Annotated in this window: 17 protein-coding genes, 1 tRNA gene and 1 pseudogene; 7 read left to right on the forward strand and 12 right to left on the reverse strand. The window is 42.1% G+C overall.

Going from position 1 to position 15,529, the window contains the following annotated elements; translation table 11 throughout:
• The 5 genes and pseudogenes from CV014_RS30145 to CV014_RS17410 all read left to right on the forward strand — a co-directional run.
• Positions 1 to 154 (forward strand): YlxR family protein (locus CV014_RS30145; RefSeq protein WP_268964769.1); only part of this gene is annotated, 154 nt, incomplete at its 5' end.
• A 491-nt stretch (positions 155 to 645) separates the two neighbouring features.
• Positions 646 to 3,756: pseudogene (gene infB, locus CV014_RS17395) on the forward strand (translation initiation factor IF-2).
• A 111-nt stretch (positions 3,757 to 3,867) separates the two neighbouring features.
• Positions 3,868 to 4,479, forward strand: coding sequence for a low-complexity tail membrane protein (locus CV014_RS17400; protein ID WP_103135733.1), 612 nt, complete (start codon positions 3,868 to 3,870; stop codon positions 4,477 to 4,479).
• A gap of 6 nt (positions 4,480 to 4,485) precedes the next feature.
• Positions 4,486 to 4,665 (forward strand): hypothetical protein, encoded by a 180-nt coding sequence (locus tag CV014_RS17405; protein ID WP_103135732.1) that lies wholly within the window; start codon positions 4,486 to 4,488, stop codon positions 4,663 to 4,665.
• Between the two features lie 549 nt (positions 4,666 to 5,214).
• Positions 5,215 to 6,855, forward strand: coding sequence for a DUF1565 domain-containing protein (locus CV014_RS17410; protein ID WP_236143178.1), 1,641 nt, complete (start codon positions 5,215 to 5,217; stop codon positions 6,853 to 6,855).
• 663 nt (positions 6,856 to 7,518) lie between these two features.
• Here CV014_RS17410 and CV014_RS17415 read toward each other — a convergent pair.
• Positions 7,519 to 7,785 carry a DUF3493 domain-containing protein gene (locus tag CV014_RS17415; RefSeq protein WP_236143179.1) on the reverse strand — a complete coding sequence of 89 codons (267 nt, stop codon included), beginning with the start codon at positions 7,783 to 7,785 and terminating at the stop codon, positions 7,519 to 7,521.
• Positions 7,786 to 7,821: 36 nt separating this feature from the next.
• On the opposite strand from CV014_RS17415, the gene CV014_RS17420 reads away from it, so the two are divergent.
• Positions 7,822 to 7,893, forward strand: a tRNA-Thr gene (locus CV014_RS17420).
• A 121-nt stretch (positions 7,894 to 8,014) separates the two neighbouring features.
• Here the strand turns inward: CV014_RS17420 and CV014_RS17425 are convergent.
• The 5 genes from CV014_RS17425 to CV014_RS17445 all read right to left on the reverse strand — a co-directional run bounded on the left by CV014_RS17425 (position 8,015) and on the right by CV014_RS17445 (position 10,078).
• Positions 8,015 to 8,629 (reverse strand): hypothetical protein, encoded by a 615-nt coding sequence (locus CV014_RS17425; protein ID WP_236143180.1) that lies wholly within the window; start codon positions 8,627 to 8,629, stop codon positions 8,015 to 8,017.
• 75 nt (positions 8,630 to 8,704) lie between these two features.
• A complete protein-coding gene (locus tag CV014_RS17430) occupies positions 8,705 to 8,968 on the reverse strand; it encodes a hypothetical protein (RefSeq protein ID WP_236143181.1) in 264 nt (87 codons plus the stop codon).
• A 50-nt stretch (positions 8,969 to 9,018) separates the two neighbouring features.
• Positions 9,019 to 9,408 (reverse strand): hypothetical protein, encoded by a 390-nt coding sequence (locus tag CV014_RS17435; RefSeq protein WP_236143182.1) that lies wholly within the window; start codon positions 9,406 to 9,408, stop codon positions 9,019 to 9,021.
• A 13-nt stretch (positions 9,409 to 9,421) separates the two neighbouring features.
• On the reverse strand, positions 9,422 to 9,652 hold the full coding sequence (locus CV014_RS17440; RefSeq protein ID WP_236143183.1) for a hypothetical protein: 231 nt from the start codon (positions 9,650 to 9,652) through the stop codon (positions 9,422 to 9,424).
• Between the two features lie 54 nt (positions 9,653 to 9,706).
• Positions 9,707 to 10,078 carry a hypothetical protein gene (locus CV014_RS17445; RefSeq protein WP_236143184.1) on the reverse strand — a complete coding sequence of 124 codons (372 nt, stop codon included), beginning with the start codon at positions 10,076 to 10,078 and terminating at the stop codon, positions 9,707 to 9,709.
• Between the two features lie 150 nt (positions 10,079 to 10,228).
• Between CV014_RS17445 and CV014_RS17450 the strand changes: the two genes are divergently transcribed.
• Entirely contained in the window at positions 10,229 to 10,507 is a 279-nt protein-coding gene (locus CV014_RS17450) for a hypothetical protein (RefSeq protein WP_236143185.1), read from the forward strand.
• On the opposite strand, the gene CV014_RS17455 is transcribed toward CV014_RS17450, so the two are convergent.
• The 6 genes from CV014_RS17455 to CV014_RS17480 all read right to left on the reverse strand — a co-directional run.
• A complete protein-coding gene (locus CV014_RS17455) occupies positions 10,487 to 11,305 on the reverse strand; it encodes a hypothetical protein (RefSeq protein WP_236143186.1) in 819 nt (272 codons plus the stop codon). The two genes, CV014_RS17450 and CV014_RS17455, sit on opposite strands and share 21 nt — an antisense overlap.
• Before the next feature lie 12 nt (positions 11,306 to 11,317).
• Positions 11,318 to 11,761, reverse strand: a complete 444-nt coding sequence (locus tag CV014_RS17460; RefSeq protein WP_236143187.1) for a hypothetical protein — start codon at positions 11,759 to 11,761, stop codon at positions 11,318 to 11,320.
• Positions 11,762 to 11,783: 22 nt separating this feature from the next.
• The gene (locus CV014_RS17465) at positions 11,784 to 14,144 is read right to left on the reverse strand and encodes a hypothetical protein (RefSeq protein ID WP_236143188.1); all 2,361 of its coding nucleotides are present in this window, start codon (positions 14,142 to 14,144) and stop codon (positions 11,784 to 11,786) included.
• Positions 14,141 to 14,428 carry a hypothetical protein gene (locus CV014_RS17470; protein WP_236143189.1) on the reverse strand — a complete coding sequence of 96 codons (288 nt, stop codon included), beginning with the start codon at positions 14,426 to 14,428 and terminating at the stop codon, positions 14,141 to 14,143. Before CV014_RS17470 ends, CV014_RS17465 begins: the two co-directional genes overlap by 4 nt.
• Positions 14,428 to 15,012, reverse strand: coding sequence for a hypothetical protein (locus CV014_RS17475; RefSeq protein WP_236143190.1), 585 nt, complete (start codon positions 15,010 to 15,012; stop codon positions 14,428 to 14,430). Before CV014_RS17475 ends, CV014_RS17470 begins: the two co-directional genes overlap by 1 nt.
• A gap of 1 nt (position 15,013) precedes the next feature.
• On the reverse strand, positions 15,014 to 15,529 hold a 516-nt coding region (locus CV014_RS17480), incomplete at its 5' end, for a hypothetical protein (RefSeq protein ID WP_236143191.1).

Below are 15,529 nucleotides of genomic sequence, written 5' to 3' on the forward strand. Positions count from 1 at the left end.
CGTTCAGCTTACATCTGGCCCACAGCATAGTTGTTTGCAGGCGGCTCAGAAAAAAAATAAACTAGGGCGATCGCTACGTGCATCAGTACCAGAAACACTGTACCAAACATTGTGGCATCATCTAACCCTCAACAATCCCCAAAAACAAATTTAAGTCTGAATTGCTCTGTTGGTGGTGATCCCCAGGGAAATCATCCCGCAAGCCCAACGTTAAGTGACTATACACTCTCTTTAAATTGTTGGGCTTAGTGCCAAAATAGTAAATGGGTGTAGTTAGCAAACAGCTCTCCCAAAATTTTGAAGCAGAGCAAAGCAGAACTCCCAACAAAATTTTATGCAATTGTGTTGTGGAAGACTCAAAACCAGCAAAACAAAAAACTACCGAATGGCAACCTGGTAGCGTCAAGGTGCAGTTCGGCATCACTAGCCACCATAAATACATTTTCTCCAGAAAAAATTTATGGCTGCTATTTAACCACCCCATACGGTGGCGATGCCAACATTAAACCGACAAATCTCTCTTTCCTGATTGGAGGCACTGGCAAACAAACCAAGAGCAACCGAAAAACAGTAATCGAAGGATGGAGATGTCACACTCCCAGGCAACCATCCACAAAAAAACTGTAAATTAAAGGGGAAGAGTGGATGAACAACGGCAAAGTTAGAATCTACGAATTATCAAAGGAATTGAATTTGGATAACAAAGAGCTATTAGCAATTTGCGACCAGCTCAACATCGCGGTCAAAAGCCATAGCAGTACAATTTCAGAAACAGAGGCAGAAAATATTAGGGCGGCGGCTGAAAAATTACCAGCAACAAACGGAACGCCCAAAAAAGAATTTCATACATCATCCCATAAACCCAATTCATCACCTACTAGCTCAAATAGTCGCTCAAACCAACCTCACAAACAACAAATTTTGGAAATTCGTAAACCCAAAATATTGAAAATCCTACTTCTAATGCTCCCGAAGTATCAGGAGCTAGCAATCACCAAGTTGCTCCATCATCCGAAGTGAATTCTCCAGCACCACCAAAGCCCTTTGCCACACCAGTCTCACCCATGAAGCCGACGGCTCCCACTCGACCTGTCCCCGTACTCAATCTGAAACCACTCCAGCACAACCTGCTCCAGTCACAGAAGCCACACCCAAACCACAGGCCTCTGAAAAAAGCGCAGTGGAAAAACCGGAAAAGGTAGCTCCATCTAGACCTAAGCCGGAAAAACCCCAAAAACCACAACTAACAGCACCACCAGCTAGACCTGTAGCAGAAAAGTCAGACGCACCTGAACAAGTGAGCGCGTCAGAAAAACCGATCCTCAAACGAGAACGCCCACGACGGGCAGAAGAGGATCGTGACCAGCCCAGGCCAAAAGTCTCTAAACCTACATCCACAGAGACACCCCAGCCTGCTGGACAAAAACCGTCCCGTCCTAGTCCCGGAGCAGCCAGACCAGAACGTGGGAATCGCTCAAATGCACCAGTTGGGGAAGGCCGTCCTCGACCAGCGCGCCCTGGAGAAGCCGTGGCACCAGTGCCAGTGGCCACACCCCCTAAACAAATGGCAGGGGTATCAGGCCGCATGGAATCTATTGAGGATAGACCGGCACCCGATCTGCTCGACTTAAAACGTCCCACACCACCCCGATTGGCTAAAGGTGGCAAAAAGTGGCAAGAAGAAGAAATCATTGACGAAATCAAAGAAAAATCGAGCAAGGCCTCGGTCAAAGGTAAACGCATCAAGCCCATCCTGGAAGATGATTTTGAAGATGATTTTCTCGATCCTGAAGACAAACTGGAAATCCCAGCTACAGTCCAGGTGAGTTTGTCAATTGCTCGTCCCCCAAACCCAAAGCCGCTAGACCCTCACAACCGTCTACTACAGGTGTAGGTAGTATTCCAACTGCCAGAACTAAAAAATTCGGTTCTCGTGACCAAAATCGTCGTCAACAAGAAGTTGAAGTCAAACGCGAGCGTCCGAGCAAAGTGATAGTAACCGGCCCGATGACGGTACAAGAACTAGCGGATGCTTTAGTAGTAGCCGACACAGAGATTGTGAAAATCCTGTTCATGAAAGGGATGGCGGTCAGCATCACCCAAAATCTGGATATTCCCACCATCACCCTAGTCGCCAAGGAACTAGAAGTAGAAATTGAAACCGCCGAACCAGAAGCAGAAGCGCGTAAAGTCACGGAAATGATTGACGTGGGTGATTTGGAACATCTCCTTCGTCGTCCTCCAGTGGTGACAATTATGGGTCACGTAGACCACGGTAAAACCACTCTGCTCGATTCCATCCGTAAAACTAAGGTCGCAGCCGGTGAAGCTGGTGGGATTACCCAGCACATTGGTGCGTACCATGTTGATGTTGAGCATGAAGGCAAACAACAGCAAATCGTCTTCTTGGACACTCCTGGTCACGAAGCCTTTACCGCCATGCGGGCGCGGGGTGCGAGGGTGACAGATATCGCTGTCCTAGTGGTAGCGGCAGATGACGGTGTGCGTCCTCAAACCGTAGAAGCAATTAGCCACGCACAAGCGGCTGAAGTACCCATTGTGGTAGCCATCAACAAAATTGATAAAGAAGGGGCGCAACCCGATCGCGTTAAACAAGAACTCACCCAGTACGGTCTCACCCCAGAAGAATGGGGCGGCGAGACAATTATGGTACCTGTGAGTGCGATCAAAGGTGAAAACCTCGACACACTCCTAGAAATGATTCTCTTGGTGGCAGAAGTCGCTGAACTCTCCGCTAACCCAGATCGTTCCGCCAGAGGCACAGTCATCGAGGCGCACCTAGATAAAGCTAAAGGCGCAGTCGCTACCTTACTGATTCAAAACGGCACTCTCCGCGTGGGAGATATGCTGGTGGCTGGTTCAGCCTTCGGTAAAGTCAGAGCAATGGTTGACGATCGCGGCAAACGTGTAGACGTGGCTTCTCCCTCCTTCGCCGTGGAGGTACTCGGTTTAAGCGATGTACCCGCCGCCGGTGATGAGTTTGAAGCATTCGAGAACGAAAAAGAAGCCAGAGCGATCGCTTCCGACCGTGCCGACAAACAACGCCTGTCTCGTCTATTACAAGGACGCGTTACCCTCACCACCCTATCAGCCCAGGCTCAAGAAGGCGAGTTGAAAGAACTCAACTTGATCCTCAAAGCCGACGTACAGGGATCAGTGGAAGCCATTGTGGGAATGCTCAAACAAATTCCCCAAAACGAAGTCCAAATTCGGATGCTCTTGTCCACAGCCGGAGAAATCACCCAGACCGATATTGACCTAGCCGCAGCCAGTGGCGCAGTTATTATTGGCTTTAACACCACCTACGCCAGTGGTGCAAGGCAAGCCGCCGATGAAGCTGGTGTAGATGTGCGGGAATACAACATCATCTACAAACTCATGGAAGATATCCAAGGGGCTGTAGAAGGTCTGCTAGAACCCGAATTAGTAGAAGAATCCCTGGGTCAAACCGAAGTTCGGGCTGTCTTCCCAGTTGGTCGTGGTGCGGTTGCAGGTTGCTACGTGCAGTCTGGCAAACTTGTCCGTAACTGCAAAGTGCGGATACGCCGTGGCAGCAAAGTCATCTACGAAGGCGTACTCGACTCCCTCAAACGGATGAAAGAAGATGCACGGGAAGTCAACGCCGGTTACGAATGCGGTGTGGGCATCGATAAATTCCATGACTGGGCAGAAGGTGACATCATCGACGCATACCAGATGGTAACTAAACGCCGTACACTGGCATTGACAAGATAGTGCTGAGTCAAGGAAGAGGACAAGGGGTAGAGAGCAGGGAGAAACACGGAAATCTTCTCCTGGCTCTCTGCTCCCCGCCCCCTGCCTAATCAAAACCCAGGACTGTAATTTATGCGCTCATTTCGTTCTGAACCAATTTTGTGGATTCATCTGGCAGGCTTGGCAACACTGCCCGTTTTTTTACTGCTGTGTTTATTGTTTTTGTCTGTAGGTGAACCGCTACTACCTGTATGGATGGAGTTGTTACTAGTAGCGGTAGTGGGCGTGATTCCCCTGTTGTGGATGCAATTGCGCCGACCTTTTTATATATTTGGTATTTTGGGTGTAGCTCTCAAGCCAGAAAATCTGACTGAGCAGCAAAGAAAAATTCTCTGTTTAATTAATACAAAATTAAATCGGTTATTGGCACTCCTGGCAGCCATGATCTCAATTGTGCTGCTATGGCAACTGTATCAAGTAACTCCTCTGATGGTGAATGTAGCTAGTTTCTTACCACAATGGCGGAGTTTAGCTTTGTTAATGGCTGGCTTAACCTTTCTGGCAAGTAATTTATTTCTTCAGATTCCAGTCAGTGTAGCACGAGTTTTAGTGACAAATGACACAGAATTTGCTGCTATAGAACCGTTACCTTTAGAAAAGATTAACCAGGATTTCACGATTTTAGGGGTGCGGGTTAATAAAATCTTGCCCCAGTTGACTGTCAAAGTTAAAACTGAGGAATGAAGGAATATGGCTAAAATAACAGCTTATAGTGATCCAGAAATTTGGCAAAATCTCCAATACGCGATCGCAGCAAGTTCTGGTTTCCAAAGATGGCAACTAGAAAGCTATCCTAGACTGCAAGAAATGCGTCTAGAACAGCAGGTGCAGCGATATCTACGGGAAACTTTAGAAACCTTAGCTTATTAGGAGGCATGAGACAGAAAAAAAGAAGAGTTAACTGATTTGTTTTCAGTTAATTTGCCTATCTGTCTTCATTACGCTTGATGTTAAGAAAAAATTTCAATCTAGGCAGGCATAGAGGGGATCTAGTTGTTTAATCTAGATCCCCTTTATGCTGCTTATGGTTAACGTGAGTCTCTGATAGAGGCGAAGTTGTAGCCAGTGGCTCAAAATTCAGAAGAAACACTTTGTTCCTCCCCTCAACCCCTGCACCCTCACACCCCCATCAGTTTGATTGCGATTCCTGAAATATCTAAATTTTTATGAATTAAAAACATAGATTGTTGAGAAAAATTTGTGATCTAATATACAAAAGTTAGGAGCGATCGCTTCTTATCCCATAACTTGTGATCTCAGATTTTTCGCCTCAATCTAGACGATTTATGTATTTTCTTGCGAAACATAGCTGCTGATACCTTAGTCATCCGCTATAGTTTTGCATAAGTTTGGTAGCTAGATATTGGCTACATAACACCCATTCAAGTAACCCACATTCAGCAAGCTACAGACGTAAAAATGAAACATCAGGGCTTAACTATATTTTCGGTGAAACCCCTATCAACTGGAATCATCGCTTTGTTTTTGGCTACTGGCTCCATCACACTAATTGCTCATGCTGTCCAAGCCAACCCCAAAGCCAGCCAGTCTCATCTCACCGCTCAAGTTCCCGTAACTGCACCCATAATTTATGTTAATCCTGCCACTGGTGCAGATACCGCAGGTGCTGGTAATGCAGCTAATACACCTTATAAAACCATTACCTACGCTCTCAACCAGGCTCAAGCAGGTACGATTATTCAACTTGCACCTGGAACTTATAACAGTCAATCTGGAGAACAATTTCCCCTAACTCTCAAGCCTGGGGTAACACTGCGGGGGGACGAAGCTAGTAAAGGTCAAGGAATAGTTATTACAGGTGGTGGATTTTACACTAGTCGTACCTTTGCTAGACAAGATGTGACTATTTTAGCGACTGAAAACACCACAGTTTCAGGTCTAACTGTCACCAACCCCAATCAACGTGGCACAGGTGTCTGGGTAGAATCAACTAATCCCATTATCAAAAACAATACTTTTACAAAAAGCGTTAGGGATGGCGTTTTTGTTACAGGTACAGGCAATCCCAAAATTGAAAGTAACATCTTTGTTCAGAATACTGGTAACGGCGTTTCCATTACTAAGGCTGCTCAAGGTGAAATTCGCAATAACTTATTTCAAGACACAGGTTTTGGGATCGCAATTGGTGGTACTTCTACACCTTTGGTTGTGGAAAACCAAATTGTACAGAATCAAGATGGCTTATTTATCTCAGAATCAGCCAAACCCATCCTGCGTAATAACGTCATTCAAAACAATAAACGAGATGGTGTTGTCGCCACTATTTCAGCTGAACCCAATTTAGGCAGTAATGAAAATCCCGGCGGTAACTTAATTCGCTCTAACACTCGTTATGACGTAAATAATGCCACCAAAACGGTTCGCATTCTCGCTGTGGGTAACGATATTGACCAGAAAAAGATTTTTGGTGCAGTTGATTTTGTGGCGGCTACTGTAGAACAACCTGGTTCTGGAACAGCATTTAAAGATGTATCGGCAAATTACTGGGCTAAAGGTTACATAGAAGCCTTAGCCTCACAAAATATTATTGCTGGTTTTCCTGATGGGACATTCAAACCTAATGATCCCGTAACTCGCGCCCAATTCGCTACCATTATTACCAAAGCTTTAACACCACCAGCTAAACGTTCTGCCATTGAGTTTCGAGATGTCAGTCGGAATTTCTGGGCTTACGCTGCTATTCAAGCAGCTTATCAGAGTCAATTTGTAGCGGGTTATCCTGATGGAACTTTCAAACCCCAACAACAAATTCCCAGAGTCCAAGCTCTGGTAGCCCTAGCCAATGGACTGGGCTTGACGGCTGATAATCAAAATGTCATTTCCATTTATACTGATGCAGCACAGATCCCCAATTATGCGGTTAGTCCAGTCGCAGCTGCAACCAGCAAGCAGTTAGTGATTAACTATCCCAACGTTAATCAACTCAATCCTAATCGGGAAGCCACTAGAGCCGAAATTGCTGCTTTTGTATACCAAGCACTAGTGAACGCTGGACGCGCCCAACCTTTACCTTCTTCCTATGTGGTAAGAGTTCCGTAATCTCATACCAAATGGGGATAATTAGTATTGTTTTGAGATTTTGGCACAGTCTACAAATCTAGGCTTTTAATCCAAAATCGGTATAACCTGTTCTGAGACTTACTTCTACAGTAAGTTCTCAGTTCCAAAAGGCTAGTGCCAGAGTTAGTAAAAACTGACTCTGGCACTAACACTAGTTAGGTTTTCTTAAATTTGGGGTCTATATATAAAATTTGACCCCATTTTTAAATCATGGGTTTATGGTCAAGGTCTTTATATTGGCTGACCTCGTTTGAACAATTACAAGTTTCTCAGAAATTTTGCGATTTCCTGATTTCCTAATATTTTTTTTATGTTTTCTCTCTTTAAATTGCAAAATGTATCAAAATTTATAGTTTCTTAAATAAAGTAAAGTTATGTAAACAATGGAAATCATCCGAGAAACAAATCATCCGGCTTTACTCAAAAAAATATTAAGCAAAATTACCTAAATTTTTATCAATAAGGAAAAGTCTTTCACTTTGCGCCCCAAGGTTTTTTAATCAATTTATCTCCTCAATGCACCCTATTTTGTAAATATGACGCTCTCATAAAAGATAATTTTTGAGCATTAGTTGCTAGAAATCAGGCGTTAAAGGTTAAATAGCTCAGGATCAGAACTATCTAACAGGAAAAAATGGCTTATTATTGACCTTGCCGACGTTTTTCCCAACGCCAAAGAAAAATCATCAAAGCGACTACGGCTAATTGAAGAGCAAAATTAGGTAAAGTGTGTTCAATGTCTCTACCTGCTAACAATTGAAAAAAGAAAACAAATGCACCGATAAAACCGGAAGCACCAACGGCAATATAAAAAAATTGTCGCAAGCCACGATAGGGTGATATGGCCTCAGCTTTGAGACGAGCAAATTTCTCTGGGTTCAGATTGTTTTTGGAATTTGGTTTCACCATAGGTAAATAATCATGCTATAATCTTGTATCGTGTGTGCCGATGTGGCTCAGTGGTAGAGCAGCTGATTCGTAATCAGCAGGCCACGGGTTCAAATCCCGTCATCGGCTTTGATTCCATCCCCAGATTATTTTACCTTGCCTAGTTTTTGCCTAAACAGCGCAAAAACCCATATGATTTACACCCCATATCTGGCTGAGAATACCAATCATTTCAGCCAGTTTTTTGTTGTCAACGTCTAGGCAACAGTAAACCGCTTAACCGATTGAACAGAATATCTATTTTTCGTTTTTGGGTAGGACTGGCGAAAACATCTGAGTATGAGTTGACATAGTGCATTTCTAGGATTGCTACAATTCGCTTATTTCTGTCAACAATTAGTCTAGATGCTTTTACTTTAATCTGATCAACGTCCATGTGTTTAACACACTTAATGGACAATGACGGATCATCTCTATCTATCAACGTAAAATCATTTGGGGAGAAATTTTCTAGTTCGTCGTATATGTTTGAAGCGTCAACATCCTGATATTTATTCTTTAAGCTTTCGATTTCGTCGCTAGAACGAATTTCATCAGTGATGGTCATCCTGGTGAGATGTTCATCTCCCCAGAGAAGAGTATTTCTGAATCTACCCAGTAGCAGTCTGTCTGGCTGTGCTATTTTTTCTATTTCTGCCATGATGGCTTTGACTTGTTTTCTCTTTCTTATTTGTTCTGGCGTGATACTCGCCATTACATCAAGTCGTTTTAATTCTTCGATTTTAAAATTAGCAATTACCAATAAAAATAAATTAACTGATGCTGTTAACAGTTCTATGACTTCAGCAATGGTATTCAATCGCATGACGATAAATTTTCTTGTTAATTTTGAAGACAAAAAAGCCGCATTAAGCGGCTTTACTATCCTCATGGATGTCTTTTAAACGCTTGCTTCTTCAGGAAGAGTAGGCAACCCCTGTATTGCACTTTGCAAAATCTGGGTAATTTCGCTTTCTTCGTTTAAAAATAGCTCTTCGAGTTCTTTAACCCTTGCTTCTGAATTTGCAGCTCTCTGCAATGCTTCGTCTATCGTCTGTTTGTCAGCGACATCATTAGACAAGGCTACTGCTATTTGTTGGTCTTTTAAAGCTAGAACTCTTGAGAATTTAGAGATTAACTCAACCAATAATGTTTTTACGTCCATATGTTCTCTATTGTACTTAAACTGTACTAGTGGATTATATCAGGTGATTATTAAATTAACGTATCTAGTTTTTGCTCTATTTCTTCAATAGTCGTGGTGTCTCCAATCGCAAGCCACACGGTTATTGAAATATCTGGAATCCACAGTTTAGGTATAAACTCAATATTCCCTAAACGTTCAAATCCAGATAGTTCAAACATTTGTCTGCCAATATATGCTCTCTGCCATTTCCCATAAACTCTATCAGGTGTCGATGTTCCTGGTATGTAGGTAAATGGTGCAATATACCCAATAAACCTATAATCCCATCCACCAAGCTTAGATAATTCCACCGCAATATATGGACTAGTAATTGGGTGGATAATATCAATGTGTTGGCGGTTAGGTACTTGTAGATTGTAAAAACTACGTTGATAAATTCTCTGCCAATTAACCGCCATTTAACACACTTAATTAGGGAACAAGGGTAATGTTGGATTCCGCTTCTAGTTTGACAACATCAAAGCCGGTGTTTGCTGCTTGAATACTTCCTTGAACAAAACGAGCATCTGCAACAGTTTCGATGAAATCTGCACTGTCAATTGCGTCCGCGTTATCAGCAATTAATAGGAATGCCGTACCATCCCAGTAACCGACGACTGTATCAGTTTCGTCTTTTTGCCCAATGATATAACCTAGAGCCATTGAAAATACTCCTATCTAGTTGAAATAAAGTAGAACAATTGCGATCGCAAAATTCTAGTAAACGAATTTACGACGGCGCACAGCAGTAACCTTCACTACTGGATTACCCATATATTTCCCACTTTTGGCTTCCGTTGCTATAGTGTCCGCTTTAGTTGGAGAACACAACAGCACAGCACGACGTTCAGTTCCCTGCTTTGTGTAATAGATGGCTACGGGAAAACAGCCGTTCACTAGTGCATCTGATTGACCAGTGCCAACGAGTGTTTTACCGTCTGGGACTTCTCCAGTCGTGCTTTTTGTCCACCCAAGGTTGTCTGCGAGGTTGCCCACAGACCCCTCTACCGCCTTGATACGTACCACTTTTGTGGAAGTAACGTTGATGAAATATGTGGTTTTCTTTTTGGCTTTTGCCGAAGTTGTCATACTTTCGTTCCTTTACCGTAAAGGTAACTTGATGATTTCAACATAACTAAAAAATATATACATCCTATTAATTGGAGACATACGTATGTGTCCTTATTTTTAAAGTCAAATGATGATAATCTCGTTTGACAGTTATTCTAAATTCAGAAAATGCTCACACCATTGATACAATCTATTACCCGTTCATTAACACTGCCATTTATAAGAAATTATGCAAGAGAAGAATTAAGACATCTTGCTAACACATACCAGCTACACATTGACGTAACAGATAGAGAGCAAGTGATAACAACGTTATCAGCACTTTGTGATTTAGAGGAGGTTGAATACTTAGAACCTGATCAAATGAATGAATATGATTTTTGGCGATGGGTAATAAATTCAATGCCAGCACTGCCCAGACAAGAATCAAAACACAATCGCTGGTAACTTTTGGGTTGTGTCATACAGTGCAACAGGCTTCGTTAATCCTGGTATCTCACAAATTGCATATCTAAAACGAACGTTGGCGATTGGTCTATATCGCCTTTTTTCGCGTTGCTTTCCATAAATTAATGTTTTCCCAGGCTTGGGATTACTTGTTTTCTTAGGCTGAGAGACACTTAAAAAGTTTTTGTTATATGCAATATTCTGAATTCTCAGACACCTTTGAATAACATCAATTGCATCTGATTCAGTTGTGCATAATATCTTTAACCTATAGCCATTTTCTTTGTCATAGTAAGCATAAATATCTTTACCTTTAGTAAACTGTATTCCCTTGCCTCCATCAGTAAACTCTTCTTTTATTTTTCTACCTAGTGTTTCTGCTTCTGCTGGCGTAAATGTTTCTTCTGTCTCTTTCATTAATCTAAATGACATTTCTGCATCAACCAATCCGTATCCTTTGGGAATTCCCGATCTGTCTTGAGAAAAGTATAGAATTACCCTTGGATGGCCTGTTACTGGAGGTGTGTATCTCTCTTTAGATCCGTATACCACTGCTAGGTTTTTTTGCCCATAACCTAAAACCTCATAAAACAAGTACATTCTCAACATTGTCATTGCTGAGGTATCATTGTCGTCTAACGTACAAGCAATTCTGAGTTGACCTCTTGTACTAGTTAAATCTGGTTCCCAGTCATCACCACCCACATCACGAAAGTATTCACGAACCAATTTGTTGTGATTTAACCTGAGCATTGATTGCAGATGTTCCCAAGGTGAGAAATCTTCCGGTAAAGGCATAAAATTTATAGATTATGGGTTAAGGTCTGTTTGAACTGAAGCCAAAGTGTAAGTTTTAATTCTATTCAAAACCTCATCAATGTTATTCTGACGAATTGATTCCGTTTTTAAGTAGACATTTACTAGTAATTCACTACCAGACTTATCTACAGAAGTGTAAAAGTTGACAATTCCAGTAACCCCAGTGTTTGGAGTTGTGGGAGTTACTGCAACAACATTTATGTCGCTAATTGCCGCACTTTGAATAACTGTAAATACTCTTTCAATTGCTGCATTGATGAGAGATTTTTTGATATTTGCTAGTAGTAGTTCTATCTCTATGAAGCGTTCATAACTTGCCGCATCACTATCTAGGGAAGCTGTTCTAACTTCTCTAACCTGAACATTAAATTGTGTTTTTGGGAGAAGTGCCAAGTCAGTGACTGATGGTTCATTAATAGGAATCTCTAGAGGCATGATTATCTGTCCTTAAAATTAGTTAGTCGTTGGCATCAAATAAATCGGTGATGTCATAAACTGCACCCACGCTTGCGATTTTTGCAGCGTCTCTCTGTTCCTTTACCGTCTCAGCGTCACCAACGTCTTGACCTTGTGTTGTTTCTGGTTTTTGAGTCACTGAATCAACTAATTCCTTAGTGGAATTGTTAAACTCTGTGACGGATGAAATCACATCAAGTGGCACTTGAGTTACCTGTTGCACAGTGCTAGCTGTATTCTGTGCCTTTTCAAAAAATTGAAATATTCTGCTGTGGTAGTTCGGTTGTGGGTTCATCCAGTTGTAGGCGTTCTCCCCAACAGCACCCCATATTCTCAAGGCGTTACCAATCTTCCCAGTATTACCTCCGACAATTTCTAAACCGTTCAATATTGTGTGTCCGATATTGGTGAACGAGTTGGCGACGTTGGTAGTCGCCTGGTATATCCTGTTAGCCTTCGCCCAGGCTTCAGAAAATTGCTTATATTGAGATTCCCCAATAATTCCCTTAACTAAATTCTCCACAGTGCTATTGATGATTTGTCCTATATCAATTGCGCTGCCATCGTCGTTCTTAATCCCAATAAGGGATAAGACATTGCTTAAAGCACTGCCAAGCGTTACCGCGATGTCTGATGTTAACTGAGCCGCATTATGAACAGTTGCGGCAAAAGTTAGTAGATTCAGCAGACGGTCAAGCTGCAACCAGCTCGCCAATTTATTTAATTTGCCACCAATCCCGCCGGGGATAGCATCACCAAGCTTGCCGTTAATCGTGTTTAGCAAGGTGATTTGTGCTGCGTTCGCGCCAGTATTCAAGGCATCCAGAACACTACCTGTATTGTTAGTGTTGTGCTGGTTAACGTTATTGGTGATATTTCCTATAGCGTCATCTATGGCCTTACGACCACAGCCGGTCTGAAGATTCCTGCACATCGCTCTCCCAGTTGCTGCCTCAATGTCTCCAACACTAGGCATATCCTGTTTAATCTGCTGGGCGGCTCTAGCTGGAATTAAGGCTAGTACAGGAATAATTGAGTTAACCTTCCCTAAGATGTCATCAAGTTTTCTGTTTCCCTGCTCATTCACACGTTCTATTTCCTTGATTTTTGCGTTAACTGGGGTGAAATCCACAATCCCCTTATTTTTTGCTTCGTTTAATGCCAAATCAGCTTTATTATTAGCGTTTGTAGCTACACCGCCAACATTAGAAATCGCGCTCCCCAAGGCTGAAAGTTGACTAGTAATGTTTGATTGTTGTCTTTCCTGGTTAACCCTAATTTGTAGTCCTAAGTCACTTGTAGAGAAGTCAGAAAACGTCACACGCGCAGGTGTCACACTTGCAGGTGTTACGGTTACACCTCCTGACTCTGAAACGTTGACAGTAGCAGGTGTAATAGTGACAGGAGTAACAGTTACACCCCATCTTTTGTTGACTTGCTGTATTGTCTCGAATGCCCTATCTACAGCCTTTACTGTCGTATCTTGTGAAGCGTTCGTAACTCGCTGAATAGTCGCTGGTAATTGTCTAGTTACTGTTTCGGTCTTATCTACTCGCGTGGATAGTCTCTTTATCTCATTATTCGCAGCCTCTACGTTTCTATTAGACTGTGAGAGAGAATTCTGAAGACTGCTAACAGTGTTTTGCAGAGACGTAACAATATTATTGTTATTGTTTTTTAGTGTATTTGTAATACGTGTGTTTAGCTCTGCAACGCGAGCATTCGCCTTTTGAAGTTCTGAAGATATCCTGTCTTCTAAAATCTTCCTACCTGCTCTTACTTCATACAGTGCATCATTGGCTTTCTGTCGAGCTTCGATGGCACCACGATTAGACTTAGTCGCTTCCGCATAGGTTCTATCAACAAATTCTTTTTGTTCCTTGACTAATTTGTCTACAGTTTTACTTACGTTTCTTAACCCTGTAAAGGTCTTTTCAATTAGGCGAAATTGTATAGCAAACTCTCTACCCTGAACTTCAAATTGTCTAACAGTTATAGCGGAGAGTTGAGTTATGGCACGACTGTTTACGACTCCTATTATTGCCCCAAATACAGATAATGCAGCAAACGCTAGTGTCATGAAGCTAGCAAATTTACCACCGACATTTTTCCAATTCCCACTTTTTAGACCATCCGTTACTTTCTTCCCGTCTTTAATGTCAAACTCTAACTGTTTATATGCAGATGATATGGGATTTGTTGCAGCCCTCGCACCGGTTCTAATACTACTTAATTGCTTTAAGTCAGCCGATAATCCCCTAAGTGCTTTAAAATCTCCAATTCGGTAGTTAAGAGAACGATACAAACCTGTAGCCTCTTGGAAAGCTAACTTACCGGCTTGAGTTGAATAGGGTAGAGTCATCCTAGAAAAATCGCCTTAATTAATTTGAGAGTATTAGCAAAACCGGCAAGGACGGCTTCAATAGAGCTACAGTAACTTTCTAGTCTCTGTAGACGTTTGTATATGTCATTTAGATTTTGTTGTTTGTTATTTGTTGATGGGTTCTTATTAGCTCTTTCTAACGCACCGATTCTATTTTCTAAGTTCTTAATTTTATCTCTGACCTCATTGCAACATTTACCTTGATTGGCAATTGCCCTTTCAAGTCTTTTTAATGCTGCATCTATATCTTTACACTGTGCCATTAATGCCTATTTGCTTGTGTAGCTAAGTTATTAATTGCGGCTGCTGTTTCTTTGCATGGAATGCAGCAAAATCCAGGATACTCAGGTGTTTTGCATTCAATATGTCCAGTAGGGCAATTTCCGCAATCAACTTCATAAGTTATTTCCGTGTCACTGCGATCGCGGAAAATTACATTTCCTTCATAGAGAATTTTGATTGAAAAATCCTGCGGTGGAATTGGCGGAGGACAACCGCGAGATTTATCAATGTTCGCTACTGGAGAACCATAAGAATACCAAACAGAATAAGTTCCGTCTGACTGCCTGTTATCCCAGTCCGTAGACCCGCATGACCAAAATTGTATTTGTGGTTGTCCTGATACGGGGTCTATTCGCGTTCGATGATTAATTACGGTTTGTTCATCTCCGTTTGCATAGGTGATTGTGTATCCTTCAGCGTTGTAGTCGTCTCCATATTCATTTTTTTTGATTGGTTCTAGCAATACTTCTATGGGTGAAACCTTGGACTGATAAACACGCTTCCCCCTGGATTTTGATTGATATCTAACCTTCGGTTTATCCCCTTCATTGCAGAATATTGTCATATCAAATTGTGAATGGTAATGATGGATAGAACTGCTTAATCGCACTAAGGATATTTAGATGATCCTGAGACGTTTTTGATACGTGATATGGATACAAAAGGATTAAGGCTATATCACCATTAAAGGGTAAGTTGTTAACCCCAACGCGGAACACATTCCCAGGAACATAAGAGGAAGATTGAACCCCTTTAGACGCATTGTTTTGAATTACTTCGTAGTTAGTTCCGTTTGAATGGACACTAATTAGATGATTTCCTGTGACTGGCATATTTAGAGGGTAAGCCTCATATCTAACATTTCGGAAAACTCCAAAATATCCAGCACTGTTATTAACAAATCGCCAAAAGTCATCTATACCTGATTGGGTTCGGACTAGACCGTAATTAGTGTTCCCTGAGACAGTGAAAACACAGTACAGGGTAGCCCCTTCGGTTCCTGTTAAAAACGGAGTTCCTTGCAACTCCTGTGTTCCTGTGCCGTTCCACCTCAAAACCTGTTTGTTATCCAATCCTGTGGC

This window comes from Nostoc sp. CMAA1605 (genome assembly GCF_021596505.1).
Lineage (GTDB): Bacteria > Cyanobacteriota > Cyanobacteriia > Cyanobacteriales > Nostocaceae > Trichormus.